The organism is Klebsiella sp. K4 (assembly GCF_014596785.2).
Classification (GTDB): Bacteria; Pseudomonadota; Gammaproteobacteria; order Enterobacterales; family Enterobacteriaceae; genus Klebsiella; species Klebsiella pneumoniae.
Genome location: NZ_CP115021.1, coordinates 3,769,441 through 3,795,396 on the forward strand (window position 1 = coordinate 3,769,441; position 25,956 = coordinate 3,795,396).

The following is a 25,956-nucleotide window of genomic DNA, read 5'->3' on the forward strand; positions in this document are numbered from 1 at the left end:
GGTAGCGGCATCGTCCGACCCAGTGCAACCAGGTTGCACCAGAAACGATCGGTGGTCGCGCTATTTTGGTGCAATGGAAGATATTTGCCTCCGATTGGTGCGGAGCGCTTCGCAAAAATAAACAATAAAGCAGCAAAATCTTTACATTAAGCCAAACTAAATGCTAACAAACACATACAAATGCGGCACGTGGACGCGTGCCCCCAATAACAACACACACAATCACAATGGGTATCAATAGCGTCGCTGACGCTGCGGATAAGGAGTTGGATATGCAATTACGTAAACTGGCCACGGCAATGCTGGTAATGGGAATGACCGCTGGTCTGGCGCAGGCGGAAGATGCTGCCCCGGCGGCTGGCCAGAACACCCTGGATAAGATCGCCAAAAACGGAGTTATCGTTGTCGGCCATCGTGAATCTTCGGTCCCGTTCTCTTACTACGATAACCAGCAGAAGGTTGTGGGCTACTCTCAGGATTATTCCAACGCCATCGTCGATGCCATCAAGAAAAAACTGAACAAACCCGATCTGCAGGTCAAACTGATCCCGGTCACCTCGCAGAACCGTATCCCGTTGCTGCAGAATGGCACCTTTGATTTCGAGTGCGGCTCAACCACCAACAACCTTGAGCGCCAGAAACAGGCGGCCTTCTCCGATACCATCTTCGTGGTCGGTACCCGTCTGCTGGTGAAGAAAGGCGGTCCGATCAAAGATTTCCCGGACCTGAAGGATAAAGCGGTCGTCGTCACCTCCGGAACCACCTCGGAGATCCTGCTGCATAAGCTGAACGATGAGAAAAAAATGAATATGCGCATTATCAGCGCCAAAGATCATGGCGACTCTTTCCGCACCCTGGAGAGCGGACGCGCCGTGGCCTTTATGATGGATGATGCCCTGCTGGCTGGCGAACGCGCCAAGGCGAAGAAACCGGATAATTGGGAAATCGTCGGCACCCCGCAGTCGAAGGAGGCCTATGGCTGCATGCTGCGGAAGGACGATCCGACGTTCAAGGCGCTGGTTGATGAAACCGTCGCCCAGGCTCAGACCTCTGGCGAAGCGGAGAAGTGGTTTGACAAATGGTTCAAAAACCCGATTCCGCCAAAAAATCTTAACCTCAACTTCGAGCTGTCGGACGACATGAAAGCGCTGTTCAAATCACCTAACGACAAAGCACTGAACTAATTATAACAACCAGGGGCGGGATATCCTGCCCTCCCGATGATTGTCACAGCACGGACAGACTATACGGCGGCTGGTCGTTCCCCAGCCGCCGCGAATACCGAAACAAGCTGGACAACCGTCTTCGAGGGTAGCACTGGCTACCCTTTTTTTTCCAGGAGTCATGTATGTCAATAGACTGGAACTGGGGGATATTCCTGCAACAGGCCCCCTTCGGCAACACTACCTACCTGGGCTGGCTGTGGAGCGGTTTTCAAATCACCGTCGCCCTCTCCATCACGGCCTGGATCATCGCTTTTCTCGTCGGCTCACTGTTCGGCATTTTACGCACGGTACCCAATCGCTTCCTCTCGGGCATTGGCACCTGCTATGTCGAACTGTTTCGCAACGTGCCGCTGATCGTGCAGTTCTTTACCTGGTACCTGGTGGTGCCGGAGTTCCTGCCGGAAAATATCGGCATGTGGTTTAAATCGGAGCTGGACCCAAACATTCAATTCTTTGTCTCCTCCATGCTGTGCCTGGGGCTGTTTACCGCCGCTCGCGTCTGCGAGCAGGTACGCGCCGCCATCCAGTCGCTGCCGCGCGGGCAGAAGAACGCCGGCCTGGCGATGGGCCTGACCCTGCCGCAAACCTACCGCTACGTGCTGCTGCCGAACGCCTACCGCGTTATCGTGCCGCCGATGACCTCGGAGATGATGAACCTGGTGAAAAACTCGGCCATCGCCTCCACCATCGGTCTGGCCGATATGGCCGCGCAGGCGGGCAAACTGCTGGACTACTCCGCTCATGCCTGGGAGTCTTTTACCGCCATCACCCTGGCCTATGTTTTCATCAACGCGGTGATTATGCTGATTATGTATGTGGTCGAGCGTAAGGTTCGCCTGCCTGGCAATATGGGAGGCAAATAATGTACGATTTTGACTGGAGTTCGATCGTTCCCTCCATGCCCTATCTGCTGGCAGGGCTGGTGATCACCCTGAAGATTACGGTGATCGCCATCGTGGTCGGCATCGTCTGGGGCACCCTGCTGGCGGTTATGCGCCTGTCCAGCTTTCTGCCGCTGGCCTGGTTTGCTAAATCCTACGTCAACGTATTCCGCTCAATCCCACTGGTGATGGTCCTGCTGTGGTTCTACCTGATTGTCCCGGGCTTCCTGCAGAACGTGCTGGGACTGTCGCCGAAAACGGATATTCGCCTGATCTCGGCGATGGTGGCGTTTTCGATGTTCGAAGCCGCCTACTATTCAGAGATTATCCGCGCCGGCATTCAGAGCATCTCCCGCGGCCAGTCCAGCGCCGCGCTGGCGTTGGGGATGACCCACTGGCAGTCAATGCGGCTGGTGATCCTGCCGCAGGCCTTCCGCGCCATGGTGCCGCTGCTGCTAACCCAGGGGATCGTCCTGTTCCAGGATACCTCGCTGGTGTATGTATTGAGTCTCGCCGACTTCTTCCGTACCGCCTCCACCATTGGCGAGCGTGACGGAACCCAGGTCGAAATGATCCTGTTCGCGGGCGGCGTCTATTTTGTGATTAGCCTCAGCGCCTCGCTGTTGGTCAGCTGGTTGAAGAAAAGGACTGTGTAATGATTACCCTGAAAAACGTTTCAAAATGGTATGGTCACTTTCAGGTGCTGACCGATTGCTCCACGGAAGTGAAAAAAGGCGAAGTCGTGGTGGTCTGCGGGCCGTCAGGCTCCGGTAAATCCACGCTGATTAAGACTGTGAACGGCCTTGAGCCGGTACAGCAGGGGCAGATTATTGTCGATGGCACCGTGGTTAACGATAAAAAGACCAACCTGGCTAAACTGCGCTCGCACGTCGGCATGGTGTTTCAGCATTTTGAACTGTTCCCGCATCTGTCGATTATCGACAACCTGACGCTGGCGCAGGTCAAAGTGCTTAACCGCGATAAAGCCTCAGCGCGCAAGAAAGGCCTCAAGTTGCTGGAGCGCGTTGGCCTGGCGGCGCACGCGGAAAAATACCCGGCGCAGCTCTCCGGCGGCCAGCAGCAGCGCGTGGCCATTGCCCGAGCCCTGTGTATGGACCCGATCGCCATGCTGTTTGATGAGCCCACCTCAGCGCTTGACCCGGAGATGATTAACGAGGTGCTGGACGTTATGGTCGAACTGGCTAACGAAGGGATGACCATGATGGTCGTGACCCATGAGATGGGCTTTGCCCGCAAGGTGGCGAACCGGGTGATCTTTATGGATGAAGGGAAGATTGTCGAGGATGCCGATAAAGAGGCCTTCTTTGCCAATCCGCAATCCGAGCGTGCCAAAGATTTCCTCGCCAAAATACTTCATTGATGGTTCTTCTCTGCGCATACCGCCCGGTATGCGCAGTTAATCTTTTCCGCCATATTATTCGCCAATGTTATTTATGCGGCAGATTATCGCTACTATCATTTACGTACCCAATAAACCTCGGCGATAAAAGCTGAGCTTATTTATTAAATCGATCAATTCATAAAGAATTCAATAATGAATTCGTGGACCGGCATTGCCGCCGCCGCTAGCATATAACGCCTCGTAACAGGTTCGTCGCACGATTATTTTATTGATTGAATATAATATTCTTGCCTGACCTCGCCTGCGCCGGAATGCCGAAATAAAGGCCATCAATATTCTCTGCCGCTCGCAGAATAATGGATGCGCCACCAAACCAATGAAACAAATGGATATTGCTTCATGTTAATTCGATCTCGCACGCTCAACGGGCTGCTGTTTATCACGCTGGCGGGCACCTCAGCCGCCGGGGCCGCGCCATTGACCTCTTCTACTCACCAGACGGAGCAGGATAAAGCCCGCCAGGAGGCGCTGGCGCCGCAGCAACAGGATTTTCAGTCTTCACAACAGCGCGTGGCGCCGCAGGGTATCCCTTTTCCTGAGGAAACGCATTGCAAATTGATCAACCGGGTCGATATCGACTCCGATAACCAGGCGCTCACCCGGAAATTACTGGCGAAAACCGCGCGGCAGGCGCAGGGACGCTGCCTGGGCAGCGAAGGCATTCGCCTGCTGGCCTATACCTTGCAAAATGAGCTGATCGCGCAAGGCTACATCACCTCGCTGATTGATGTGCCCTCCCAGTCGCTGGAGCACGGCATACTCAGGTTCACGCTGCACTATGGCAAAGTGGGCGCTATCGACTATGCCGACGGCTCGGACACCACCCGCCTGTGGAATTCCCTGCCCACCTCTTCCGGTACTATCCTGCGCTTAAGCGACCTTGAGCAAGGGATGGCCAACCTGCAGCGTCTGCCCGGCGCCACCGCGCACATGAAACTGCTGCCGGGCCAACACGAGGGAGAAAGCGATATCCAGATCGCCCGCAGCCTGGCGAAAAAATGGCAGCTTGGCGCCTGGCTTGACGACGCCGGCAGCAAAGCCAGCGGACGCTACCAGGCCGGCGGGGCCCTCTATCTCTATGACCTGACCACCCTCAACGATATCCTGTACCTTTCCGGCGGGGGCGATATTGAATTCAATCAGCATAACGACGGCAACCACAACGGCAGCCTGTATTACTCCATTCCCTTTGGCTACTGGACACTAAGCGCCTACGGGGCATACAGCCAGTATCGTCAGCAGTTTAACGGCAACTGGTCGACGATGGATTATAAGAGTAAAAATCGCTACTACAGCGCCACGCTGAGTCGTCTGCTCTCCCACACCCGGCAGCAAAAAACTACCGCCGACCTGCGGATCGCCAAGAGCACCTCGCATTATTACTTCGGCGGCAGTGAGCTACTGGTGATGCGCAAGCAGAACCCCTCATGGGAATTCACCCTCAACCACCAGCACTACTTTAACAAAAAGATTGTTGATGCCAGCATCGGCATCCAGCGCAGCCTGCCGTGGCTCAGCTCGACAGCAACGCCGGAAGAGCAGGCCGGGCTGTATAGCCCGCTGTCGCGGATTGTGCATGGTAATCTGCAGGCAATGATGAAATTTGACGCCACCGGCGACAAATTTACCTGGGCTCCCCGCCTCAGCGCCCAGTTCAGCCCGGACAAACTCGCTTCCGATAACAAATTCAATATTGGCAGCCGCTGGAGCGTGCGCGGTTTTGACGGTGAAAACAGCCTGTCCGGCAATCAGGGATGGTACTGGCGCAACGATTTTATCTGGGATCTGGCCACCCACGAGCGGCAATTCTATTTGGGCGCGGATATAGGCCGCCTTATCGGCGCCGATCTATATCAAAAAGGCAAAGTGCTCTCCGGCGCCGTCAGCGGGCTGCGCGGTCAGCTATGGTCAACGCAGTACGATCTGTTTATTAGTACCCCGCTGAGTAAACCGGATAAGTTTCATAGCGACGCCCTGAATATGGGCTTTTCATTACAGTGGAGGTATTAATTCGCACATTATTGACTCGTCATATTTACATTATTTATTAATCATTATTTAAAGGAATAAAGAAAATGTTTAAGTTTAAGGCTTCTTATGTCGCACTGGCGGCAGTATTAACCTCGTCGGTAGTTTATGCCGACCCCACAAGCTATACGCACTCTTCCGGCGCCACGGTTATCGATATTGAAAAGCCGAACGCCGCCGGTGTCTCCCATAACCTGTACCGCGACTTCAACGTCGGCGCCAATGGCACCATCCTCAATAACAGCGGCGATGATGTCAGCCACAGCACATTTGGCAATATCGCCCGCAACAATAATCTGACCGCCGGCAGCGCTTCGGTGATTTTGAACGAGGTGACCTCCAAAAACGCCAGTAGCCTGAAGGGCTTTATCGAAGTCAACGGTCAGAAAGCGGATGTGGTAATCGCCAACCCGAACGGCATCACCTGTTCCGGCTGTAGCTTTGTTAATACCAACAAGGCTATCCTGACCACCGGCAAGGTTAATATGACCGACGATGGCGCTATCGGCAGCTATACCGTAACGGGCGGCACCCTCACCATCGGCGAAAATGGCATGAACGCCGCCAACGGCTATGCGGTTCTGCTCGCCGACGCGATCAATATCAACGGTAAAGTGCAGGCCAACAACGCCCTGGTCAGCGCGGGCAACTTCACCATGGATAACAGCTCTGGCTCGGTGACCTCCGCTGGTAAAAAGGCCACCCTGATCCAGATGACGGTTAACCCGCAGTACAGCATCGACGTCAGCAGCCTTGGCGGCATTGAGGCCAACAGCATCAGCATGGTCGGCAATAACATCGGCTTTGGCGTACGCAATAAAGGCTCTATCGTCGCGAATAGTTCGCTGCAGCTCACCAGCAACGGTAATCTGCTGAACAAAGGCACGATCAAAAGCAACGGTCTGCTGAATCAGGTCGCCACCGCCTCGGGCATCACCAATGACGGTAGCATCGCCGGCGCCTATTATTTAATGCTCTCCAGTGGCGATTATATCGTTAACACCGGTTCTCTCTCCGGCGGCCAGCTCATTGCCACCGCCAACGGCAACATCACCAACGGCGACTCAGGCACGATGACCGGCACCAGTGGATTAAGCCTGACCAGCGGCGGGAAAATCCGCAACGAAGAAAAAGCCTCCCTGCTGTCAAATAACCAGATTGCCGCCACGGCAATCGGTGATTTCCTTAATGAAGGCAAAATCAGCGCCAAAAACACCAGCCTGACGTTTGTCGGCGACAGCTTTAAAAACACCGGCAATATTAACTCTACTGGCCAAACAACCATTCAGTCGCTTAAACAGGACGGCAGCGCCAATACGGGCGAAATCTATAACCTCGGCAATATCACCGGCGAAAATATCAATCTGCAGACCAACGGCACGCTGGCGCAAAGCAGCAGTGGTCGTATTGAGGCAACCAACGCCATTACCGCCCACAGCTACTGGCTGAACCAAAATGGTTATATGAAAGCCGCCGATATCACCACCGATCATGGCGTAGTGAATAATTATGGCAATATTACTGCCAAAAATATTTCAATTACGACCTACTCAGATATCACCAACGAAGGGCAGATCAGTAGCACCGACGACCTGACCTTAAATACCAAAAACAAAGGCGCGATCTACAATTATTCAACCCTCAGCGCGGGCGGCAACATGACGTTAACCGCCACCAAAGTGGTCAATGGTGGTAAAAGTTGCGGCATACTGGGCCTGGCGAAATGCGGCGTCGGGACGTTAACTGCTGACAAGCTGGTACTGAACTCATCGCAGAAATATGTTAGCGACATGGGTGGAAAACAGTATTTCAAGAGCACCGAAGTCAACACGGTGAAATAAGACAAACCACGATGCGCGAAGCCTCGCGCATCGTTTTTCGCACGCTTAGGGCTCGAAGGGCCGACGCTGGAACTGATCGTGGCCACATTTTGGACAGCGCGGCAGCACGTCCGGGGTGTATACCGCCAGGTGATAGTGGCACTTCTCGCAGACCAGGTTGCCTAGACCGACCACTTCGCCGCTGTGGTACACGCCGTGGTGATTCAGATCCTGAAAGACTTCCCGCCACTCGAGCTGGGTTTTGTCGGTGATATCAGCCAGCTCCTGCCACAGGCTCTCTTTGATCACCCGCATAAACACGCTGTCGCTCTCGTCTTCGTGACTCTCTTCGTAGCTGCGGGCAAACTCCTCGAGGTCGCGCTTGACCGCCGCAATCACCGACTCGATCTCGCTCTGCGTCAGATCGCCGGCGCGGACGATTTTTTCCCGCGCCTGCGTCACCAGCGCGTCGATATCGCGCTCTCCATGGCGGAGCCGTTCGCTGAGCGAGGAGACCAGTTCACGGTAATATTGAGCAACCTTGTTCATCATTTCGCCTCCGGTGGGGTTAACGTCTTCTGATAATAGACCTTATTCCTCTCCCGCTGTGTCTGACAAGCCACAGAGTCGCGAAATAATCTGCGCAGCTTTTGCCGATGTTGATGTGCGAAAAGCTGTTTTGACGTGGGCGTTTGGGCTATGCTATGCCGATCTGAAATAACACATCCATTGGCTACACTTTGTAGCTGTATTGAAAACAGGACCACTGGCTGCCATGCAAGAGCAATACCGCCCGGAAGAGATAGAATCGAAAGTCCAGCTTCACTGGGACGAAAATCGTACATTTGAAGTAACTGAAGACGAGAGCAAAGAGAAGTATTACTGCCTGTCGATGCTTCCTTATCCTTCTGGTCGACTACACATGGGTCACGTGCGTAACTACACCATCGGCGACGTGATTGCCCGCTACCAGCGCATGCTGGGCAAAAACGTCCTGCAGCCGATCGGCTGGGATGCGTTCGGTCTGCCGGCAGAAGGGGCGGCGGTGAAAAACAACACCGCGCCAGCGCCGTGGACCTACGACAACATCGCCTACATGAAAAACCAGCTAAAAATGCTGGGCTTCGGCTATGACTGGAGCCGCGAGCTGGCGACCTGCACCCCGGAATACTACCGCTGGGAGCAGAAGTTCTTCACCGAGCTGTACAAAAAAGGCCTGGTGTACAAAAAAACCTCCGCAGTGAACTGGTGCCCGAATGACCAGACCGTGCTTGCCAACGAACAGGTTATCGACGGCTGCTGCTGGCGCTGCGATACCAAGGTCGAGCGTAAAGAGATCCCGCAGTGGTTTATTAAAATCACCGCCTACGCCGATGAACTGCTGAACGATCTGGATAAGCTGGACCACTGGCCGGACACCGTGAAGACCATGCAGCGCAACTGGATCGGCCGTTCGGAAGGGGTAGAAATCTCCTTTGACGTCAACGACTACGCTGACAAACTGACTGTCTACACCACCCGTCCGGACACCTTTATGGGTTGTACCTACCTGGCCGTCGCGGCGGGTCACCCGCTGGCGCAGCAGGCTGCGGCGAACAATCCGGCGCTGGCCGCCTTTATCGACGAGTGCCGCAATACCAAAGTGGCCGAAGCCGACATGGCGACGATGGAGAAAAAAGGCGTCGATACCGGCTTTAAAGCCATTCATCCGCTGACCGGTGAAGAAATTCCGGTCTGGGCGGCAAACTTTGTGCTGATGGAATACGGCACCGGCGCGGTAATGGCCGTTCCGGGTCACGACCAGCGCGACTACGAGTTCGCCAGCAAGTACGGTCTGAACATTAAGCCGGTTATCCTCGCTGCCGACGGCTCCGAGCCGGATCTCTCCGAGCAGGCGCTGACCGAGAAAGGCGTCCTGTTTAACTCCGGCGAGTTCAGCGGTCTTGATTATGAAGCGGGCTTCAACGCCATTGCCGACAAACTGGCTGCTATGGGCGTGGGCGAGCGTAAAGTTAACTACCGTCTGCGCGACTGGGGCGTATCCCGTCAGCGCTACTGGGGCGCGCCGATCCCGATGGTGACCCTGGAAGATGGCACCGTGCTGCCGACTCCGGAAGATCAGCTGCCGGTGATCCTGCCGGAAGACGTGGTCATGGACGGCATCACCAGTCCGATCAAAGCCGATCCTGAATGGGCCAAGACCACCGTCAACGGCCAGCCGGCGCTGCGCGAAACCGACACCTTTGACACCTTTATGGAATCCTCCTGGTACTATGCGCGCTACACCTGCCCGCAGTATCAGGAAGGAATGCTGGATTCGAAAGCGGCCAACTACTGGCTGCCGGTAGATATCTACATCGGCGGTATCGAACACGCCATCATGCACCTGCTCTACTTCCGCTTCTTCCATAAGCTGATGCGCGACGCGGGCATGGTGAACTCCGATGAGCCGGCGAAACAGCTGCTGTGCCAGGGCATGGTGCTGGCTGACGCGTTCTACTATGTGGGCGAAAACGGCGAACGTAACTGGGTTTCCCCGGTTGACGCCATCGTTGAGCGCGACGAAAAAGGCCGCATCGTGAAGGCCAAAGACGCGGCGGGCCACGAGCTGGTGTACACCGGCATGAGCAAGATGTCCAAGTCGAAAAACAACGGCATCGACCCGCAGGTGATGGTTGAGCGCTACGGCGCGGATACCGTGCGTCTGTTCATGATGTTTGCGTCCCCGGCGGATATGACCCTCGAGTGGCAGGAATCTGGCGTTGAAGGGGCGAACCGCTTCCTGAAACGCGTCTGGAAACTGGTCTACGAGCACACCACTAAAGGAGAGGTTGCGGCACTGAACGTGGCGGCTCTGAGCGAAGATCAGAAAGCGCTGCGTCGCGATATCCACAAAACCATCACCAAAGTGACCGATGACATCGGCCGTCGTCAGACCTTCAACACCGCCATCGCGGCAATCATGGAGCTGATGAACAAGCTGGCGAAAGCGCCGCAGGAAGGTGAGCAGGATCGTGCGCTGATGCAGGAAGCTCTGCTGGCGGTGGTGCGTATGCTCAACCCGTTCACTCCGCACGCCAGCTTCACCCTGTGGCGTGAGCTGAACGGCGAAGGCGATATCGACAACGCGCCGTGGCCGGTAGCGGATGAGAGCGCGATGGTGGAAGACAGCACCCTCGTCGTCGTCCAGGTCAATGGCAAAGTTCGTGGTAAAATTACCGTTGCGGTAGATGCAACTGAAGAGCAGGTTCGCGAGCGCGCCGGCCAGGAACATCTGGTGGCGAAATATCTCGACGGTAAAACCGTGCGTAAAGTGATTTACGTTCCCGGTAAACTGCTCAATCTGGTCGTTGGTTAAGCGCGGGAGGAAGCGTGCGATATCTGGTAACAATGTTGTTATCTCTGGCGGTGCTCGTCACCGCCGGCTGTGGCTGGCATTTGCGTAGCACTACCAAGGTGCCCGCCACCATGAAAACCATGATTTTCCAGTCGAGCGATCCGAACGGCCCGTTAAGCCGCGCGGTACGTAATCAGCTGCGTCTTAACGGCGTGGAACTGATCGACGCCAGCACGCTGCGTAAAGATGTCCCTTCTCTGCGCCTCGATGGCTCGTCGATTCAGAAAGATACCGCATCGGTGTTCCAGGATGGTCGTACGGCGGAGTATCAGATGGTCATGACCGTTCATGCCAGCGTCCTGATCCCGGGTCACGATATCTATCCGATTACCACCAAGGTCTATCGGTCGTTCTTTGATAACCCGCAGGCGGCATTAGCGAAAGACGCCGAGCAGGATATGATTATCCAGGAAATGTACGACAAAGCGGCGGAACAGCTGATTCGTAAGCTGCCAAGCGTTCAGGTAGCGGATGTTGAAGCAACCCAGCAGGAAGAGAAACCGGTCGCCAGCAGCGCGGCGCCGGCTTCCTCGGGTAACCGCGTCTCCACCACGCTGGGTCAATGATGATTCGGTTGTACCCGGAACAGCTCCGCGCGCAGCTCACTGAAGGGCTGCGCGCGGCCTATCTGCTGCTTGGCAACGATCCCCTGCTGTTGCAGGAAAGCCAGGACGCCATTCGCGAAGCTGCTGCCGCGCAGGGCTTTACCGAGCACCATACTTTTTCAATCGACAACAGCACCGACTGGCAGGCGATTTTCGCCTTAAGCCAGGCGATGAGCCTGTTTGCCAGCCGGCAAACCCTGCTGTTGATCCTACCGGAAAACGGCCCCAACGCGGCGATCAATGAACAGCTCGCCACGCTGGTTGGCCTGCTGCACGACGACCTGCTGCTGATAGTTCGCGGAAATAAGCTGACCAAAGCCCAGGAGAATGCCGCATGGCTCACCGCCCTGGCTCAGCGCGCAGTCCAGGTCAGTTGCCAGACGCCGGAATACGCGCAGCTGCCGCGCTGGCTGGCCGCCCGGGCCAAACAGCATCAGCTGCAGCTCGACGACGCGGCCAGTCAGCTGCTGTGCTACTGTTACGAAGGCAATCTGCTGGCGCTGGCGCAGGCGCTGGAGCGTCTGGCGCTGCTCTGGCCGGACGGTAAGCTAACCCTCCCCCGCGTTGAGCAAGCGGTAAACGATGCCGCGCACTTTACGCCTTACCATTGGGTCGATGCCCTACTGGCAGGCAAAAGTAAGCGCGTGCTGCACGTCCTGCAGCAGTTACGCCTTGAAGGCTGCGAGCCGGCGATCCTGCTGCGTACTCTGCAGCGGGAGCTGCTGCTGCTGGTTACCCTCAAGCGCCAGGCGACGCACACGCCGCTGCGCTCGCTGTTTGATAAACATCGGGTCTGGCAAAACCGCCGTCAGCTGCTCAGCGACGCCCTCACGCGCCTGAGCGGGGAACAGCTGCGCCAGGCGGTGACCCTTCTGACCCGCGCGGAGCTCACCTTTAAACAGGATTACGGGCACGACGTCTGGCCCGAACTGGAAAGTCTTTCGTTGTTGCTCTGCCACAAAGCCCTGGCGGACGTTTTTATTGATGGTTGATATGACTCAGTTACAGGCAATCTATGGCGGCACCTTCGATCCGGTGCATTACGGTCACCTCAAGCCGGTTGAGATCCTGGCGAATCAGATTGGCCTGAGCAAGGTCATCATCATGCCTAACAACGTTCCGCCGCACCGGCCGCAGCCGGAAGCCACCAGCGCCCAGCGCGTGCACATGCTGAAGCTGGCGATTGCCGATAAACCGCTGTTCACGCTCGATGAACGCGAACTACGGCGCGATACCCCCTCCTGGACGGCGCAAACGCTGCAGGAGTGGCGCCAGGAGCAAGGGCCGCGCAAACCGCTGGCGTTTATCATTGGCCAGGATTCGCTACTGACCTTTCCCACCTGGCACAACTATGAAACCATTCTCGACAATGTCCACCTGATTGTTTGCCGCCGCCCGGGTTACCCGCTGACCATGGCGCAGGAAGCGGATCAGCGCTGGCTGGATCGCCATTTAACCCACGACGTGGAGTCTCTGCATAACCGCCCTTCCGGCGTGATCTACCTGGCTGAGACGCCGTGGTTCGATATTTCCGCGACGATCATCCGCCAGCGCCTTGAGCGCGGCGAGTCCTGCGCCGAGATGCTGCCCGCCGCCGTGCTGGATTACATCCGCGAGCAGGGACTCTATTGCTGACCCCAGGCTGGGCCTGGCGCGAAAAAAGCGCTATCGTAACGCCATCTCTTCATCGCCTGTCAGAGCCTGTTCATGAAATTGTGGTTAGTTCGCCATGGCGAAACCGAAGCCAACGTTGCCGGGTTATACAGCGGCCATGCCCCAACGCCCCTGACGCCGCGCGGCGTCGCTCAGGCGCGCGCGCTCGGCGAACGGCTGCGCCTGGCGCCTTTCGATAAAGTATTCTGTAGCGAGCTGGCGCGGACCGGGACAACGGCCGATCTGCTGCTTGGCGACCGCGCTATTCCGCGTGAGCGCCATCCCGCGCTCAATGAGATGTTTTTCGGCGACTGGGAGATGCGTCATCATCGCGACCTCCAGCGAGAAGATGCGGAAAACTATGCCGCCTGGTGTGCCGACTGGCAGCATGCGGCCCCCACCAACGGCGAAAGCTTTCAGAATTTTGCCCGCCGCGTCAGCGAGTTTATCCCAACGCTGACCGACTGCCGCCATCTTGACCATCTGCTGATCGTCGGCCATCAGGGCGTCCTGAGCCTGCTGACCGCCCTGCTGTTGCAGATGCCTGCGGCGGCGATGTGGCACTTTCCCATTGCCCATGGCGCCTGGAGCCTCCTCGAAATCCGCGACGATTTCACCACCCTGCGGGTATTAAATAGCCAGGCCGTCTGGCGGCCGCAAGAAGAATTCCCGCCAGACCATTGACAGGCCAGAGCAGGCTGTTATTCTCCGCTGCCAGGCAGCATCCGCCAAAGCCGGTTTGCAGAAATTGTTTTACAAAAATGGCGATGCAATCCGCGGCGAGGGATGGGATGATAGCCCGCCACGAACGCCTGCCGACAGACATTTCACCCGACTTTTTCATCAGTTCAGGTATACTGTCAGGCTCTTTATGATTATCAATCTTCACGCACCCAGGGGGAACACTTGCAGGGTAAAGCACTCCAGGATTTTGTTATCGACAAAATTGATGACCTGAAAGGTCAGGACATCGTTGCCATTGATGTACATGGCAAATCCAGCATCACCGATTGCATGATTATCTGCACCGGCACCTCCACGCGTCATGTGATGTCTATCGCCGACCACGTGGTTCAGGAGTCCCGCGCCGCCGGCATGCTGCCGCTGGGCGTTGAAGGGGAAGCCGCCGCCGACTGGATCGTCGTCGACCTCGGCGACGTGATGGTCCACGTCATGCAGGAAGAGAGCCGTCGTCTGTACGAGCTGGAAAAACTCTGGAGTTAATGCGTGAAGTTGCAGCTGGTGGCCGTTGGCACCAAAATGCCGGACTGGGTACAGACCGGCTTTAGCGAGTATCTGCGCCGTTTTCCCAAAGATATGCCGTTCGAGCTGGTGGAGATCCCTGCCGGTAAGCGCGGTAAGAACGCTGATATCAAACGCATCCTCGAAAAAGAGGGCGAGATGATGTTAGCCGCTGCCGGTAAGAACCGCATCGTGACCCTGGATATTCCGGGTAAACCATGGGATACACCGCAGCTGGCGCGCGAACTGGAACGCTGGAAACAGGACGGGCGCGACGTCAGTTTACTGGTAGGCGGCCCGGAAGGTCTCTCTCCCGCCTGTAAAGCAGCGGCGGAACAGAGTTGGTCGCTCTCCACCCTCACCTTACCTCACCCGCTGGTGCGCGTACTGGTGGCCGAGAGTCTGTACCGGGCGTGGAGCATCACCACCAACCACCCGTACCACCGTGAGTAATGATGATCAGGGTAGACTAAGCAGCGAATGAAATTACAGAATTCTTTCCGCGACTATACGGCTGAATCCTCGCTGTTCGTGCGCCGGGCGCTGGTCGCTTTTTTGGGGATTTTGCTGCTTACCGGCGTTCTGATCGCCAACCTGTACAATGTGCAAATCGTTCGCTTCGACGACTATCAGACGCGCTCGAACGAAAACCGCATCAAGCTGGTGCCGATCCCGCCGAGCCGCGGCATTATTTACGATCGCAACGGCACCCCGCTGGCGCTTAACCGCACCATTTACCAGCTGGAGATGATGCCGGAGAAAGTCGATAACGTACAGCAGACGCTGGATGCGCTACGCGACGTCGTCGATTTAACCGACGATGACATCGCCGGTTTCAAAAAGGAGCGCGCCCGCTCCCATCGTTTTACCTCGATTCCGGTAAAGGTCAACCTCAGCGAAGTGCAGGTGGCCCGCTTTGCCGTCAACCAGTACCGCTTTCCCGGCGTGGAAGTCAAAGGCTACAAGCGTCGTTATTACCCCTATAATTCGGCGCTGACTCACGTCATTGGCTATGTCTCAAAAATTAACGATAAAGACGTCGACCGCCTGGATAAAGAGGGCAAGCTGGCCAACTACGCCTCGACGCACGACATTGGGAAGCTGGGTATAGAGCGTTATTACGAGGACGTTCTGCACGGTCAGACCGGCTACGAAGAGGTTGAAGTGAACAACCGCGGCCGCGTCATTCGTCAGCTGAAAGAGGTGCCTCCGCAGGCCGGACGCGACATCTACCTCACCCTCGACCTCAAGCTGCAGCAGTATATTGAAACGCTGCTGGCCGGCAGCCGCGCCGCCGTGGTGGTCACCGACCCGCGTACCGGCGCTATTCTGGCGCTGGTTTCAACCCCGAGCTATGACCCGAACCTGTTCGTCGACGGCATCTCCAGCAAAGATTACTCCGCGCTGCTCAACGACCCGAACACACCGCTGGTCAACCGAGCGACGCAGGGGGTCTATCCGCCGGCGTCGACGGTCAAACCGTACGTCGCCGTCTCGGCGCTGAGCGCCGGGGTGATCACTCGCAACACCAGCCTCTTCGACCCCGGCTGGTGGCAGTTGCCCGGCTCAGAGAAACGCTATCGTGACTGGAAAAAGTGGGGCCACGGCCATCTGAACGTCACCAAAGCGCTCGAGGAGTCTGCAGATACCTATTTCTACCAGGTCGCCTATGACATGGGCATCGACCGTCTCTCAGAGTGGATGAGCAAGTTTGGCTACGGCCACTACACCGGTATCGACCTCTCCGAGGAGCGCTCTGGCAACATGCCGACCCGCGAATGGAAGCTCAAGCGCTTTAAGAAACCCTGGTACCAGGGGGACACCATTCCGGTGGGCATCGGCCAGGGTTACTGGACCGCCACGCCGATCCAGATGAACAAAGCGCTGATGATCCTGATTAACGACGGCGTGGTGAAGGTGCCGCATCTGCTGCAGAGCACCGTGGAAGACGGCAAGCCCGTACCCTGGGTCCAGCCCCATGAGCCGCCGGTAGGCGATATCCATTCCGGCTATTGGGAAATCGCCAAAGACGGCATGTACGGCGTGGCCAACCGCGGCAACGGCACCGCGCACAAATACTTCGCCAGCGCGCCGTATAAAATCGCGGCCAAGTCAGGTACCGCTCAGGTGTTCGGCCTGAAGGCCAACGAAACCTATAACGCGCACCGGATCTCCGAGCGCTTGCGCGACCATAAACTGATGACGGCGTTTGCGCCTTATAACAACCCGCAGGTTGCCGTGGCGATGATTCTGGAAAACGGCGGCGCCGGCCCGGCGGTCGGTACCATTATGCGCCAGATCCTCGATCACATCATGCTGGGCGATAACAACACTACGCTGCCAAGCGAAAACCCGGCGGTAACCGCAGGGGAGGATCAATAATGACGGATAATCCGAACAAAAAATCGCTATGGGATAAAATCCATCTTGACCCCACCATGCTGCTTATCCTGCTGGCGCTGCTGACCTACAGCGCGCTGGTTATCTGGAGCGCCAGCGGTCAGGACGTCGGCATGATGGAGCGTAAAATCGGCCAGATCGCCATGGGCGTGGTGATCATGATCGTCATGGCGCAGATCCCGCCGCGGGTCTATGAAGGCTGGGCGCCCTACCTCTATATTTTCTGTATCATCCTGCTGGTAGCCGTTGACGCCTTCGGCGCCATCTCCAAAGGGGCGCAGCGCTGGCTGGATCTCGGTATTGTGCGCTTTCAGCCGTCGGAGATCGCCAAAATAGCCGTGCCGCTGATGGTGGCGCGGTTTATTAACCGCGATGTCTGTCCACCGTCGCTGAAGAACACCGGCATTGCCCTGGTGCTAATCTTCCTGCCGACGCTGCTGGTGGCGGCGCAGCCTGACCTCGGGACCTCGATCCTGATCGCCCTATCCGGGCTGTTTGTGCTGTTCCTCTCCGGCCTCAGCTGGCGCCTGATTGGTATCGCCGTGGTGCTGGTCGCCGCCTTTATTCCGATCCTGTGGTTCTTCCTGATGCACGACTATCAGCGTCAGCGTGTGATGATGCTCCTCGATCCGGAAACTGACCCGCTGGGCGCCGGCTATCACATTATTCAGTCTAAAATTGCCATTGGCTCCGGCGGTCTGCGCGGCAAAGGCTGGCTGCACGGCACCCAGTCGCAGCTGGAGTTTCTGCCGGAACGCCACACCGACTTTATCTTCGCCGTCCTCGCCGAAGAGCTGGGCCTGATTGGCGTACTGATCCTGCTAGCGCTTTATATTCTGCTGATTATGCGCGGACTGTGGATCGCCGCCCAGGCGCAAACCACCTTTGGCCGGGTCATGGCCGGTGGTTTAATGTTGATTTTATTCGTTTATGTCTTCGTAAATATTGGTATGGTGAGTGGTATTTTACCGGTGGTGGGCGTACCGTTGCCGCTGGTGAGCTACGGGGGCTCCGCCCTGATCGTACTGATGGCCGGGTTTGGTATCGTAATGTCGATCCATACCCACAGAAAAATGTTGTCGAAAAGCGTTTAAAGGGGTTAGCAATGCGTAAGCAATGGCTGGGGATCTGCATAGCAGCGGGGCTGCTGGCGGCATGTTCGAGTGATGACGTGCAACAAAAAACGGTCAGTACTCCACAGCCGGCCGTCTGTAATGGCCCGACGGTTGAGATCAGCGGCGCCGATCCGCAGTATGAAACGCCGAACGCCACGGCGAATCAGGATTATGAGCGCGACGGTAAAAGCTACAAAATCGTTCAGGATCCGGCCAACTTTACTCAGGCCGGTTTCGCGGCGATCTATGACGCAGAACCCAACAGCAACCTGACCGCCAGCGGCGAAGCCTTCGATCCGACTCAGTTGACCGCAGCGCACCCGACGCTGCCGATCCCGAGCTACGCGCGGATCACTAACCTTGCCAACGGACGGATGATCGTCGTGCGGATTAACGATCGCGGTCCCTATGGCAACGATCGGGTCATCTCGCTTTCCCGCGCATCCGCTGACCGCCTGAACACCTCCAACAACACCAAAGTGCGCATCGACCCCATCATCGTCGCGCCTGACGGTTCGCTTTCCGGCCCGGGGATGGCCTGTACCACCGTCGCCAAACAGACTTACGCCCTGCCCGCCCGTCCGAATCTGGACGGTGGGGACGCCGCTGGCATGAGCCAGCCCGCACCCACTGACGTTCGCCCGATCAGCAACAGCACGCTGACGCCGGCAGACAGCGTGGGCGCGCCGGTGAACAGCGGCGGTTTCCTCGGCGCGCCGACGCCCCTGAACAACGGCGTGCTGGAGAGTAGCGAACCAGCGGCAGCCGCCGCGACGGCTCCTGCCGCCGGCGCCACGCCAACAGCGCCAGTGACCGCGCCTGGCTCCATTCAGGGTAATGTGGCGCCCGCTGCGGCCACCGCCGCAGCCGCTGGCGCCGTGGCGGCCTCGTCCTCCGCGACCTCCAGCGCCAGCGGTAATTTTGTTGTCCAGGTGGGCGCAGTAAGCGACCAGACGCGGGCGCAGCAGTATCAGCAGCGCCTGAGCCAGCAGTTTTCTGTGCCAGGCCGGGTCATGCAAAACGGCGCGGTCTGGCGTATTCAGCTGGGTCCCTTTGCTGATAAAGCACAGGCCAGCGCCGTGCAGCAGCGCCTGCAAAGCGAAGCGCAGCTGCAGTCCTTTATTACTCGCGCCAACTAAACGCCGCGGGCCGCCCGTTCACCTCGCGCATGTAAAAGTCATTAACAAACTCATGCGCAATGTCGGATGCTGGCCCGCAGAGCATTTGCTATAGTAAGGCACTTTTTTAACTCCATCACGGATGCCGTTGTTCTGACCATGAAGACCTCTTTCACCGCTCGTTTACTCATTACGGCGCTCTCCGTTGCAGCGCTCTCCTCCGCTGCCCGCGCCGATGACCTGAATATCAAAACGATGATCCCAGGCGCCCCGCAGATTGACGCCGAATCCTGGATCCTTATCGATTACAACTCTGGCAAGGTACTGGCTGAAAACAATGCCGACTCCCGCCGCGACCCGGCCAGTCTGACCAAAATGATGACCAGCTATGTTATCGGTCAGGCGATGAAAGCGGGCAAATTCAAAGAGTCCGATCTGGTCACCGTCGGCAACGATGCCTGGGCCACCGGCAACCCGGTTTTCAAAGGCTCTTCTCTGATGTTCCTCAAGCCGGGCATGCAGGTGCCGGTTTCTCAGCTGATCCGTGGTATTAACCTGCAGTCCGGTAACGATGCCTGCGTGGCGATGGCCGACTACGTCGCCGGCAGCCAGGACGCCTTCGTCAGCCTGATGAACAACTACGTAAACGCTCTGGGCCTGAAAAACACCCATTTCCAGACCGTTCACGGTCTTGATGCTGACGGACAGTACAGCTCCGCGCGCGACATGGCGCTGATTGGCCAGGCGCTGATCCGCGACGTACCGAACGAGTACTCCATCTATCGTGAGAAAGAGTTCACCTTCAACGGCATCCGCCAGCTGAACCGTAACGGCCTGCTGTGGGATAACAGCCTGAACGTCGACGGCATCAAAACCGGCCATACCGACAAAGCGGGTTACAACCTCGTCGCTTCCGCCACCGAAGGCCAGATGCGCCTGATCTCCGCGGTAATGGGCGGCCGGACGTTCAAAGGCCGTGAGTCAGAAAGCAAAAAACTGCTTACCTGGGGCTTCCGCTTCTTCGAAACCGTCAACCCGATTAAAGCTGGCAAAGAGTTTGCCTCCGAACCGGCCTGGTTCGGCGACAGCGATCGCGCTTCGCTGGGGGTGGATAAAGACGTCTACCTGACCATTCCGCGCGGCCGAATGAAAGATCTGAAAGCCAGCTACGTGCTGAATAACACTGAGCTGCACGCCCCGCTGCAGAAAAACCAGGTTGTCGGCACCATTAACTTCCAGTTGGATGGTAAAACCATCGACCAGCGTCCGCTGGTGGTCCTGCAGGAAATTCCGGAAGGTAATTTCTTCGGCAAAATTATTGATTACATTAAATTAATGTTCCACCACTGGTTTGGTTAAAAATCGAACACTTGAAAGTGTGATTTCCATCCCCATATACTATTCATCCAAGTAACCTGATAACTCCCGCCCTTGGTGGGAGTTATTATTTTGTCGTAACACCGGAGCTGACATGAAAACCAAACTTAACGAACTGCTTGAATTCCCTACGCCATTTACTTACAAAGTAATGGGGCAGGCGTTGCCGGAGCTGGTTGATCAGGTGGTGGAAGTGGTACAGCGCCATGCGCCTGGTGATTACTCGCCGTCAGTAAAACCGAGCAGCAAAGGTAACTACCACTCGGTCTCCATCACCATCAACGCCACCCACATTGAACAAGTGGAAACGCTGTACGAAGAGTTAGGCAATATCGATATCGTTCGGATGGTGCTGTAACCTTTTCCCTGACCCGGCCGCCGTGCCGGGTCTTCTCATTCCCTTCTGCACGGCTGTGATATACTCCCCAACCTGAATTCTCTCTTCCCGGCGGAGATGTTGTTTTGCAGCACAATAAAATTCTTATCCGGCAGCTTGGCCTGCAACCTTACGAACCCGTCTCGCAGGCGATGCATGAATTTACCGACGCCCGTGATGAAGATACCCTCGACGAGATCTGGCTGGTGGAACATCACCCCGTATTCACCCAGGGTCAGGCCGGCAAAGCGGAACACGTGCTGGTGCCCGGCGATATTCCGGTGATCCAGAGCGATCGCGGCGGCCAGGTCACCTATCACGGTCCGGGACAGCAGGTGATGTACGTCCTGTTGGACCTCAAGCGCCGTAAGCTGGGCGTGCGGGAGCTGGTGACGCTACTGGAGCAAACGGTCGTCAATACCCTGGCTGAATATAGTATCGAGTCGCACCCCCGCGCCGACGCCCCTGGCGTCTATGTCGGCGAACGCAAAATCTGCTCTCTGGGATTGCGGATCCGTAAAGGTTGTTCTTTCCACGGTCTGGCGCTTAATATCGCCATGGATCTCACACCGTTTTTGCGTATCAACCCCTGCGGCTATGCCGGTATGGAGATGACGCAAATGCGCCAGTGGCAGCCGGCAGCCTCCCCGGAGACGGTCGCTCCGCGGCTGGTCGCCAATCTGCTGGCGCTGCTAAATCATCCACCACACGAATATCTTCCCCGGGATTAAGCGGCAGGCCAACGTCCCGCTGTCAGCGGGGCGCTAAACGAGTAACACGTTATTTTTGCAATCAATTGTCACGCACGGCAACGCGGTGGGCCGCTATACTTGGCCTATCATTCCCAACCGGACTCATCGCGTGCCAGAGAATACGCCTCCGTCAGAATCTCCTGACAGACAGGATGAACGTTACGATCGTCAAATGTTTCGCATCCTGCGTAATATTGACCTCAATCTGTTGACGATCTTTGAAGCGGTATACGTACATAAAGGTATCGTCAACGCCGCGAAGATACTCAATATCACACCCTCGGCGATTAGCCAGTCAATTAACAAACTGCGGGCGTTGTTCCCCGATCCGCTATTTATCCGCAAAGGACAGGGCGTCACCCCCACCGCCTATGCCACCCATCTTCATCAATACATCAGCCGCGGCATGGAAGCTTTCCTCAGCGCGCTGGATATCACCGGTAGCCCGCACCAGCAGCGGGTGATCACTATCGCCACTACGCCAGCGATGGGAGCGCTGCTGATGCCTGGCCTGGCCAGCGCGCTGAAGCCGACCTTTCCGCAGATCCTGTTGCACAATATCGCCATCGTCGACGCCGCGCGGCAGCTTGACCAGCGCCAGGTGGATCTGCTCATTGATACCCACCTGCACAGCGGCCAGGCGATAAGCCATCATGTGCTGTATCAGGATCGGGTACAGATGTACTGCCGCGCAGGACATCCCGCGCTGGACGGTCCGCAGGATGAAACGACCCTCGCGGAGTACGAATTTGCGCTGCTGCTGCCGGAAGGCCAGCGCTACCCCACCCTCCATCGCCGACTACAGGAAGAGATGGGCGAGCGCCGCTGCGGCTTTAGCACCTTTAACCTGATGACCCAGGCGGCGATGATCGCCGGGAGCGATATGCTAGGTCTGACCACCGAACGCCTGTTCGCCATGGTGTCCCGTCTCTGGCCGCTGCAGACCCTGGATTTCCCTTCCCTCGGTGAAGAGCAGATTGACGTTGCGCTGCACTTTAATAAGCTGAGCGGGAAAGAGCCATTGCTGAAAGAGATCATCGAGACGGTGATCCGCTCGTTTAAGGCGTAGCGCACGGAAGGGAAAAGGATAAAACAACAACTATTTTACAATTTGCCGGGCAGGCAGGCTGCTTTCTGCCCCTTTTCAATGGTATACTGCCTGCTCTTGATTCAAAAATAGTTGATAATTGCAACATTTCATTGAATTAATTCGCTTTCCTTCGTGACTCGCAACTGGAACACGCACGCTATGAGTAAACCCATTGTGATGGAACGCGGTGTTAAGTACCGCGACGCCGATAAAATGGCCCTTATCCCGGTGAAAAACGTGGCAACTGAGCGTGAAGCTCTGCTCAGAAAACCGGAATGGATGAAAATCAAACTTCCGGCAGACTCGTCCCGTATCCAGGGAATCAAAGCAGCGATGCGTAAGAACGGCCTGCACTCTGTGTGCGAAGAGGCCTCCTGCCCGAACCTTGCAGAATGCTTCAACCACGGTACCGCGACCTTTATGATCCTCGGCGCGATCTGTACCCGCCGTTGCCCGTTCTGCGACGTCGCGCATGGACGCCCGGTCGCGCCAGATGCAAACGAGCCACAAAAGCTGGCGCAAACTATCGCCGATATGGGTCTGCGCTATGTCGTAGTCACCTCGGTAGACCGTGACGACCTGCGTGATGGCGGCGCACAGCATTTTGCCGACTGCATCAGCGCCATTCGCGAGAAAAACCCGTCGATTAAGATCGAAACGCTGGTTCCGGATTTCCGCGGCCGCATGGATCGCGCACTTGATATTCTGACGGTGACCCCGCCGGATGTCTTCAACCATAACCTCGAAAACGTGCCCCGTCTTTATCGTCAGGTACGTCCGGGCGCGGATTACAACTGGTCGCTGAAGCTGCTGGAGCGTTTTAAAGAAGCGCACCCGGAGATCCCGACGAAATCCGGCCTGATGGTAGGTCTGGGCGAAACCAACGACGAGATCATCGAAGTAATGCGCGACCTGCGTCGCCATGGCGTCACCATGCTGACGTTAGGCCAGTATCTGCAGCCGAGCCGTCACCACCTGCCGGTGCAGCGCTACGTCAGCCCGGAAGAGTTTGAAGAGATGAAAGCGGAAGCGATGGCGATGGGCTTCACCCACGCCGCCTGCGGTCCCTTCGTCCGCTCTTCCTATCATGCCGACCTGCAGGCTAAAGGGATGGAAGTTAAATAACCCACCGCTTCCGCCGCTGCGCGCCTTTTCGGCGCAGCGGCTCTCTCCGCTTCATCCGTTTCGCCTGTCCGTAACAGTTAGTTGCATCTTTTCTCCGCGGCGTCGACAAAAACGACAAAGGCCGCAACGATAAACGTCGCGGCCTCTTCGCCGTACCGCCAGCATCCCGTCAGGGGACGCAGCCGGAGAATTACTCTTTATGAGAGAGCTTCTGCGCCGGCGCTTCTTCTTCTGCGGTGGTTTTCTTCGCGCTATCGTCATCTTCGTTCATGGCTTTTTTAAAGCCCTTGATAGCCGACCCCAGGTCGCCGCCCAGCGTACGTAATTTCTTGGTACCAAACACTAAGATAATCAGTGCTGCGACTACCAGCAGTTTGGTAATACTAATCTCACCCATAGCTAACCTTCTTCTCTATACAAGCTGCGAATACGCCATCATACACGCATTTATCCGTCCTATTGTAATCCACCTGTGCGTGGGCTGCGTGTTTCGGCCCATAGCCTCCCCTCCGGGAGTGAGCGCTGAGATGTCCATCCTGACGTGCACAGCGAATTATTGGGATAAACAATACGGGTATTTGACGCGCGGACACAATAGCAATCTGTAACAAGGTGAATCAAGCCTTGTTTAAAAAAACGTCATAATAATTGCGGTGGCGCAAATCGTCGGTTCCGCAGCACTGGCAAACGCTCGCGAACGCGCGCAAGGTCATCCGCTGAGAGATCGGCAAAGATCAGCTGCGGCTCGCTCCCGGCCCCCGCCAGAGTGGTCCCCAGCGGATCGACGATGCGGCTCAGCCCGATATTGCGCGTTCCGCATTCGCCTGCCGCCACGATATAGCAGGTAGTATCGAGAGCGCGTGCCGCCAGCAGCGTAGCCCAGTGATGCTCTTTCTGCGGCCCTTTCACCCATGCAGCGGGCAGCACCAGCAGCTGTGCCCCATTCAGGGCCAACGAAAGCGCCAGTTCCGGAAAGCGAAGATCGTAGCAGGTCATCAGGCCAACGCGTAATCCCGCCACCTCAATCACCGGCGGGATCTGCTGACCGGGATCCACCCGCCGGGACTCCTGCATCGCGAAGGCGTCATATAGATGAAGTTTATGATAATGGGCAATCACTGCGCCTTCCCGCAATACCACCAACGTGTTGGTCGCTCTCCCCTCCCCTGACGGCACATGGAGCGTCAGGACCGTGGTCAGGCTGTTACGCCTGCTCTCGGCCAACAGCGGCTGCAAAAATGCGCCATCCAGCGGCTGGGCCGATTTAACTGACAGATCCGGGTCGTTGTCATCCCGCGCCAGCAACGCCTCCGGCAGCACCAGCAGCGCCGCCCCTTCTTGCTCCGCCTGCTGCATCATCGCCACACAGGTTTGCGCATTCGTCCGCCATACTGGCGTGACGGCAAATTGTCCTGCCGCTACCCGCATGTTCTTCTCCCGTCAGGTTATGGATAGCCAATCGCGCCCGATGCGCGCTACACTTGACACTCTCTTACATCAAATAGCAGGAAACGACCGTGTTTCAACTTCTTTGCGCCGTTTTTATTGGCGGCGGCACCGGCAGCGTATTGCGCTGGTGGCTCGGCATGAAGCTCAATCCTGTACACCATGCTATCCCGATTGGGACTCTAACGGCCAACCTGTTAGGCGCCTTTGTGATTGGCGCCGGGCTGGCGTGGTTTAATCGTCTGACCGGTATTGACCCGATGTGGAAACTGCTGATTACCACCGGTTTCTGCGGCGGCCTGACCACGTTCTCCACCTTTTCTGCGGAAGTGGTGTTTCTCCTGCAGCAGGGCCGGGTAAGCTGGGCGCTGCTCAACGTCGCGGTGAATTTGCTGGGTTCGTTTGCGATGACGGCGCTCGCCTTCTGGCTTTTCTCGCAGGCGGCCAGCCGCTAAAAGCGAAGGAGACAGGCAAAAAAAAACCCGCTTATTAGCGGGTTTTTATATTCTACTGACGCGTTGCTTACAGAGCGATGACGTTTGCAGCAGAAGGGCCTTTGGCACCGTTAGTGATTTCGAACTCTACGCGCTGACCTTCAGCCAGAGTTTTGAAACCGTTGGACTGGATTGCAGAGAAGTGTACGAATACATCTTTGCTGCCATCTTCCGGAGTAATGAAACCGAATCCTTTGGACTCATTAAACCACTTAACGTTACCTTTAATCTTAGACATCAAAATTACCTTTATATGAAAAATCGACACTAATGCTGTGTCGGGTATCAGTACACCAATTGTGGTACCTTTTGTCCAGTGCAACTTTGCTAAAAAGTGATAAAAGTCGCTATCTTTTTTAGTGGGTAACGCTTTAGTCCTTGTTTTTGC

At 56.6% G+C, this 25,956-nt stretch carries 26 protein-coding genes; 22 read left to right on the plus strand and 4 right to left on the minus strand.

What is annotated here, in order from left to right; all coding sequences use genetic code 11:
- The first annotated feature begins 272 nt into the window (after positions 1–272).
- The 6 genes from IB144_RS18805 to IB144_RS18830 all read left to right on the plus strand — a co-directional run bounded on the left by IB144_RS18805 (position 273) and on the right by IB144_RS18830 (position 7,399).
- A complete protein-coding gene (locus tag IB144_RS18805; protein ID WP_002894712.1) occupies positions 273–1,184 on the plus strand; it encodes an amino acid ABC transporter substrate-binding protein in 912 nt (303 codons plus the stop codon).
- Between the two features lie 164 nt (positions 1,185–1,348).
- The gene (locus IB144_RS18810; protein WP_048337591.1) at positions 1,349–2,089 is read left to right on the plus strand and encodes an amino acid ABC transporter permease; all 741 of its coding nucleotides are present in this window, start codon (positions 1,349–1,351) and stop codon (positions 2,087–2,089) included.
- On the plus strand, positions 2,089–2,763 hold the full coding sequence (gene gltK / locus IB144_RS18815; RefSeq protein WP_002894707.1) for a glutamate/aspartate ABC transporter permease GltK: 675 nt from the start codon (positions 2,089–2,091) through the stop codon (positions 2,761–2,763). Before IB144_RS18810 ends, gltK begins: the two co-directional genes overlap by 1 nt.
- On the plus strand, positions 2,763–3,488 hold the full coding sequence (locus IB144_RS18820; RefSeq protein WP_002894706.1) for an amino acid ABC transporter ATP-binding protein: 726 nt from the start codon (positions 2,763–2,765) through the stop codon (positions 3,486–3,488). The genes gltK and IB144_RS18820 overlap by 1 nt, the downstream gene beginning before the upstream one ends.
- A gap of 381 nt (positions 3,489–3,869) precedes the next feature.
- Positions 3,870–5,540 (plus strand): ShlB/FhaC/HecB family hemolysin secretion/activation protein, encoded by a 1,671-nt coding sequence (locus IB144_RS18825; RefSeq protein WP_048337590.1) that lies wholly within the window; start codon positions 3,870–3,872, stop codon positions 5,538–5,540.
- Positions 5,541–5,605: 65 nt separating this feature from the next.
- The gene (locus tag IB144_RS18830; RefSeq protein WP_040215849.1) at positions 5,606–7,399 is read left to right on the plus strand and encodes a filamentous hemagglutinin N-terminal domain-containing protein; all 1,794 of its coding nucleotides are present in this window, start codon (positions 5,606–5,608) and stop codon (positions 7,397–7,399) included.
- Positions 7,400–7,444: 45 nt separating this feature from the next.
- Here the strand turns inward: IB144_RS18830 and IB144_RS18835 are convergent, their stop codons facing one another.
- Positions 7,445–7,927: a zinc ribbon-containing protein gene (locus tag IB144_RS18835; protein ID WP_002894699.1), complete on the minus strand. Its 483-nt coding sequence runs from the start codon at positions 7,925–7,927 to the stop codon at positions 7,445–7,447.
- 226 nt (positions 7,928–8,153) lie between these two features.
- Here IB144_RS18835 and leuS point away from each other — a divergent pair, with 226 nt between their 5' ends.
- From leuS to lipA, 15 genes are all read left to right on the plus strand, one after another.
- Positions 8,154–10,736, plus strand: coding sequence for a leucine--tRNA ligase (gene leuS, locus IB144_RS18840; protein WP_065888895.1), 2,583 nt, complete (start codon positions 8,154–8,156; stop codon positions 10,734–10,736).
- A 14-nt stretch (positions 10,737–10,750) separates the two neighbouring features.
- The gene (gene lptE, locus IB144_RS18845) at positions 10,751–11,341 is read left to right on the plus strand and encodes an LPS assembly lipoprotein LptE (RefSeq protein WP_002894693.1); all 591 of its coding nucleotides are present in this window, start codon (positions 10,751–10,753) and stop codon (positions 11,339–11,341) included.
- The gene (holA, locus tag IB144_RS18850; protein ID WP_002894692.1) at positions 11,341–12,372 is read left to right on the plus strand and encodes a DNA polymerase III subunit delta; all 1,032 of its coding nucleotides are present in this window, start codon (positions 11,341–11,343) and stop codon (positions 12,370–12,372) included. The genes lptE and holA overlap by 1 nt, the downstream gene beginning before the upstream one ends.
- Positions 12,365–13,015, plus strand: a complete 651-nt coding sequence (gene nadD / locus IB144_RS18855; protein ID WP_004176879.1) for a nicotinate-nucleotide adenylyltransferase — start codon at positions 12,365–12,367, stop codon at positions 13,013–13,015. The genes holA and nadD overlap by 8 nt, the downstream gene beginning before the upstream one ends.
- Positions 13,016–13,087: 72 nt before the next feature.
- Positions 13,088–13,717: an adenosylcobalamin/alpha-ribazole phosphatase gene (locus IB144_RS18860; RefSeq protein ID WP_004151650.1), complete on the plus strand. Its 630-nt coding sequence runs from the start codon at positions 13,088–13,090 to the stop codon at positions 13,715–13,717.
- Positions 13,718–13,939: 222 nt separating this feature from the next.
- Positions 13,940–14,257, plus strand: a complete 318-nt coding sequence (gene rsfS, locus IB144_RS18865) for a ribosome silencing factor (RefSeq protein WP_002894623.1) — start codon at positions 13,940–13,942, stop codon at positions 14,255–14,257.
- A gap of 3 nt (positions 14,258–14,260) precedes the next feature.
- Positions 14,261–14,728 (plus strand): 23S rRNA (pseudouridine(1915)-N(3))-methyltransferase RlmH, encoded by a 468-nt coding sequence (gene rlmH, locus IB144_RS18870; protein ID WP_002894620.1) that lies wholly within the window; start codon positions 14,261–14,263, stop codon positions 14,726–14,728.
- A 27-nt stretch (positions 14,729–14,755) separates the two neighbouring features.
- On the plus strand, positions 14,756–16,657 hold the full coding sequence (mrdA, locus tag IB144_RS18875; RefSeq protein ID WP_002894617.1) for a peptidoglycan DD-transpeptidase MrdA: 1,902 nt from the start codon (positions 14,756–14,758) through the stop codon (positions 16,655–16,657).
- The gene (gene mrdB / locus IB144_RS18880) at positions 16,657–17,769 is read left to right on the plus strand and encodes a peptidoglycan glycosyltransferase MrdB (RefSeq protein WP_002894613.1); all 1,113 of its coding nucleotides are present in this window, start codon (positions 16,657–16,659) and stop codon (positions 17,767–17,769) included. The genes mrdA and mrdB overlap by 1 nt, the downstream gene beginning before the upstream one ends.
- An 11-nt stretch (positions 17,770–17,780) precedes the next feature.
- On the plus strand, positions 17,781–18,929 hold the full coding sequence (rlpA, locus tag IB144_RS18885; protein ID WP_004147579.1) for an endolytic peptidoglycan transglycosylase RlpA: 1,149 nt from the start codon (positions 17,781–17,783) through the stop codon (positions 18,927–18,929).
- 138 nt (positions 18,930–19,067) lie between these two features.
- Entirely contained in the window at positions 19,068–20,267 is a 1,200-nt protein-coding gene (gene dacA, locus IB144_RS18890; RefSeq protein WP_002894539.1) for a D-alanyl-D-alanine carboxypeptidase DacA, read from the plus strand.
- 112 nt (positions 20,268–20,379) lie between these two features.
- Positions 20,380–20,643, plus strand: a complete 264-nt coding sequence (ybeD, locus tag IB144_RS18895; protein WP_002894474.1) for a DUF493 family protein YbeD — start codon at positions 20,380–20,382, stop codon at positions 20,641–20,643.
- 104 nt (positions 20,644–20,747) lie between these two features.
- The gene (lipB, locus tag IB144_RS18900) at positions 20,748–21,392 is read left to right on the plus strand and encodes a lipoyl(octanoyl) transferase LipB (RefSeq protein WP_002894472.1); all 645 of its coding nucleotides are present in this window, start codon (positions 20,748–20,750) and stop codon (positions 21,390–21,392) included.
- Between the two features lie 130 nt (positions 21,393–21,522).
- A complete protein-coding gene (locus tag IB144_RS18905; protein ID WP_004220154.1) occupies positions 21,523–22,482 on the plus strand; it encodes a YbeF family transcriptional regulator in 960 nt (319 codons plus the stop codon).
- Between the two features lie 180 nt (positions 22,483–22,662).
- Positions 22,663–23,628 (plus strand): lipoyl synthase, encoded by a 966-nt coding sequence (gene lipA, locus IB144_RS18910; protein ID WP_002894467.1) that lies wholly within the window; start codon positions 22,663–22,665, stop codon positions 23,626–23,628.
- A gap of 190 nt (positions 23,629–23,818) precedes the next feature.
- Here lipA and tatE read toward each other — a convergent pair whose 3' ends face one another.
- Together tatE and IB144_RS18920 are read right to left on the minus strand one after the other, a co-directional pair.
- A complete protein-coding gene (gene tatE / locus IB144_RS18915; protein WP_002894464.1) occupies positions 23,819–24,025 on the minus strand; it encodes a twin-arginine translocase subunit TatE in 207 nt (68 codons plus the stop codon).
- A gap of 242 nt (positions 24,026–24,267) precedes the next feature.
- Entirely contained in the window at positions 24,268–25,056 is a 789-nt protein-coding gene (locus IB144_RS18920) for a deaminated glutathione amidase (protein WP_004212622.1), read from the minus strand.
- Between the two features lie 89 nt (positions 25,057–25,145).
- Here IB144_RS18920 and crcB point away from each other — a divergent pair, with 89 nt between their 5' ends.
- Positions 25,146–25,529, plus strand: coding sequence for a fluoride efflux transporter CrcB (crcB, locus tag IB144_RS18925; protein WP_004223642.1), 384 nt, complete (start codon positions 25,146–25,148; stop codon positions 25,527–25,529).
- Positions 25,530–25,596: 67 nt separating this feature from the next.
- On the opposite strand, the gene cspE is transcribed toward crcB, so the two are convergent.
- Positions 25,597–25,806, minus strand: a complete 210-nt coding sequence (cspE, locus tag IB144_RS18930; RefSeq protein ID WP_002439184.1) for a transcription antiterminator/RNA stability regulator CspE — start codon at positions 25,804–25,806, stop codon at positions 25,597–25,599.
- Between the last annotated feature and the right edge of the window lie 150 nt (positions 25,807–25,956).

Coding starts and splice junctions, on each gene's coding strand:
- IB144_RS18920 (WP_004212622.1), bottom strand. CDS start 25,056: ATGCGGGTAGCGGCAGGACAATTTGCCGTCACGCCAGTATGGCGGACG.
- tatE (WP_002894464.1), bottom strand. CDS start 24,025: ATGGGTGAGATTAGTATTACCAAACTGCTGGTAGTCGCAGCACTGATT.
- mrdA (WP_002894617.1), top strand. CDS start 14,756: ATGAAATTACAGAATTCTTTCCGCGACTATACGGCTGAATCCTCGCTG.
- ybeD (WP_002894474.1), top strand. CDS start 20,380: ATGAAAACCAAACTTAACGAACTGCTTGAATTCCCTACGCCATTTACT.
- IB144_RS18830 (WP_040215849.1), top strand. CDS start 5,606: ATGTTTAAGTTTAAGGCTTCTTATGTCGCACTGGCGGCAGTATTAACC.
- gltK (WP_002894707.1), top strand. CDS start 2,089: ATGTACGATTTTGACTGGAGTTCGATCGTTCCCTCCATGCCCTATCTG.
- nadD (WP_004176879.1), top strand. CDS start 12,365: ATGGTTGATATGACTCAGTTACAGGCAATCTATGGCGGCACCTTCGAT.
- lipA (WP_002894467.1), top strand. CDS start 22,663: ATGAGTAAACCCATTGTGATGGAACGCGGTGTTAAGTACCGCGACGCC.
- cspE (WP_002439184.1), bottom strand. CDS start 25,806: ATGTCTAAGATTAAAGGTAACGTTAAGTGGTTTAATGAGTCCAAAGGA.
- IB144_RS18820 (WP_002894706.1), top strand. CDS start 2,763: ATGATTACCCTGAAAAACGTTTCAAAATGGTATGGTCACTTTCAGGTG.
- holA (WP_002894692.1), top strand. CDS start 11,341: ATGATTCGGTTGTACCCGGAACAGCTCCGCGCGCAGCTCACTGAAGGG.
- IB144_RS18835 (WP_002894699.1), bottom strand. CDS start 7,927: ATGAACAAGGTTGCTCAATATTACCGTGAACTGGTCTCCTCGCTCAGC.
- IB144_RS18825 (WP_048337590.1), top strand. CDS start 3,870: ATGTTAATTCGATCTCGCACGCTCAACGGGCTGCTGTTTATCACGCTG.
- IB144_RS18805 (WP_002894712.1), top strand. CDS start 273: ATGCAATTACGTAAACTGGCCACGGCAATGCTGGTAATGGGAATGACC.
- IB144_RS18810 (WP_048337591.1), top strand. CDS start 1,349: ATGTCAATAGACTGGAACTGGGGGATATTCCTGCAACAGGCCCCCTTC.
- leuS (WP_065888895.1), top strand. CDS start 8,154: ATGCAAGAGCAATACCGCCCGGAAGAGATAGAATCGAAAGTCCAGCTT.
- mrdB (WP_002894613.1), top strand. CDS start 16,657: ATGACGGATAATCCGAACAAAAAATCGCTATGGGATAAAATCCATCTT.
- dacA (WP_002894539.1), top strand. CDS start 19,068: ATGAAGACCTCTTTCACCGCTCGTTTACTCATTACGGCGCTCTCCGTT.
- rlpA (WP_004147579.1), top strand. CDS start 17,781: ATGCGTAAGCAATGGCTGGGGATCTGCATAGCAGCGGGGCTGCTGGCG.
- IB144_RS18860 (WP_004151650.1), top strand. CDS start 13,088: ATGAAATTGTGGTTAGTTCGCCATGGCGAAACCGAAGCCAACGTTGCC.